Genomic DNA, 1,450 nt, shown 5'->3' with positions numbered 1-1,450 from the left:
TGCCGCTCAGGCGATTTTTTGTTGCGGGGGGCTTTCGGCTTCGCGCAGTTTTTTCCACTCCCACGGCAGGAGTTCATGCAGGCGCTTGTTGGAGTGATCGGGAAGCCGGGCGAGGACGTCGGCGAGCCAGGCCTTGGGATCGACGTCGTTGAGGCGGCATGTCGTGATGAGCGTCAGCATGACGGCGGCACGGTCGGCGCCACGCTGGGAACCGGCGAAGGTCCAGTTTCGGCGGCCCAATGCGACACCTCTCAGCGAACGCTCGGCGGCGTTGTTCGTGATGCATATTCGGCCATCTTCAAGAAAGCGGGCAAAACCGTCCCAGCGTTTGAGCATGTAATCCATCGGGCCGATGACCTCGGAGGACCGGCTGAGCGTGGCGCGCTCCCGTTTCAACCACTCATGCATATCGTCGAACAACGGCTTGGCCTGCTCCTGCCGCACGGCGAGCCGTTCTTCAGCGGAAAGGCCATTGATCTGGCGCTCGATTTTGAAGAGCGCATCGTACCGTCTGACCGCCTCCAGGGCGACCGGGGAGATCGGCTTGCCGTTTCGTTTACGTTCCCGGGCGTTTTTCTCGATATCGGCCAGCTCGAAGAATTTGCGCCGCGCATGCGCATGGCAAAAGGCAAAAAGGATCGGCTTCTCTTTGTGCTCTGCGACGCTGACCGGCTCGAACCCATTGTAGCAGTCACTCTGCAGAATGCCGCCATACGCGGCCAGATGCTTCTGCGGATGCTCGCCGCGCCGGTCGCTCGAAGCATAATAGACCGCCGCCGGCGCCGCGTTTCTTGCGAAGGGCCGATCATCGCGCACGTAGCTCCATATCCGCCCGGTCGTGCATTTCCCCTTGGCCAGGATCGGAATGGTCGTATCGTCGCCATGAAGACGCTCGGCGGCAAAAACGTGGCTTTCGATCAGTTCGAAGAGCGGCATGAGGGCGGTTGTGCCAAGCCCGACCTGATCGGCCAGCGTCGAGGTCGACAGATCGATCCCCTCGCATTTGAACCGGGTGCTCTGGCGATTGAGCGGCGTATGCATGCCGAACTTGTCGAACAGGATCGTCGCCAGCAGATTGGGACCGATGAAGCCGCGCGGCGTGGCATGAAACGGCGCCGGCGGCTGGGTGACCGCCTCGCAGTCCCGGCAGGTGAACTTTTCCCGCACCGTTTCGATCACCCGGAATCGGCGCGGGGTCTCTTCCAGCGTCTCGGTAACGTCCTCGCCCAGCTTCGACAAACGTGCTCCGCCGCAGCAGCCGCAACTGTTTGGGGGATCGACAACCACGCGCTCGCGCTCGATATCGGCCGGCCAAGGCTTGCGCACCGGTCTCTTGCGCGTAAACGGACGCACGTTCGACGCCCTTGCGGCAGCCGCCTGCGCGGCAGCCTCGTCTTCCGCCGCTCCCGTCACCAACTCTTCGAGCTGCAATTCCAACTGGTCGATCAGC

The 1,450-nt window shown here is 62.6% G+C and carries 1 protein-coding gene; it reads right to left on the bottom strand.

What is annotated here, in order from left to right; genetic code table 11:
• Positions 1–6: 6 nt before the first annotated feature.
• The coding region (tnpC, locus tag IEX53_RS23595; protein WP_188826607.1) for an IS66 family transposase at positions 7–1,450 on the bottom strand (1,444 nt) is incomplete at its 5' end.

It is taken from the genome of Paramesorhizobium endophyticum (assembly GCF_014640615.1).
In the GTDB taxonomy this organism is placed as follows: Bacteria; Pseudomonadota; Alphaproteobacteria; order Rhizobiales; family Rhizobiaceae; genus Paramesorhizobium; species Paramesorhizobium endophyticum.
This window is presented reverse-complemented; position numbering and strand designations above follow the sequence as displayed.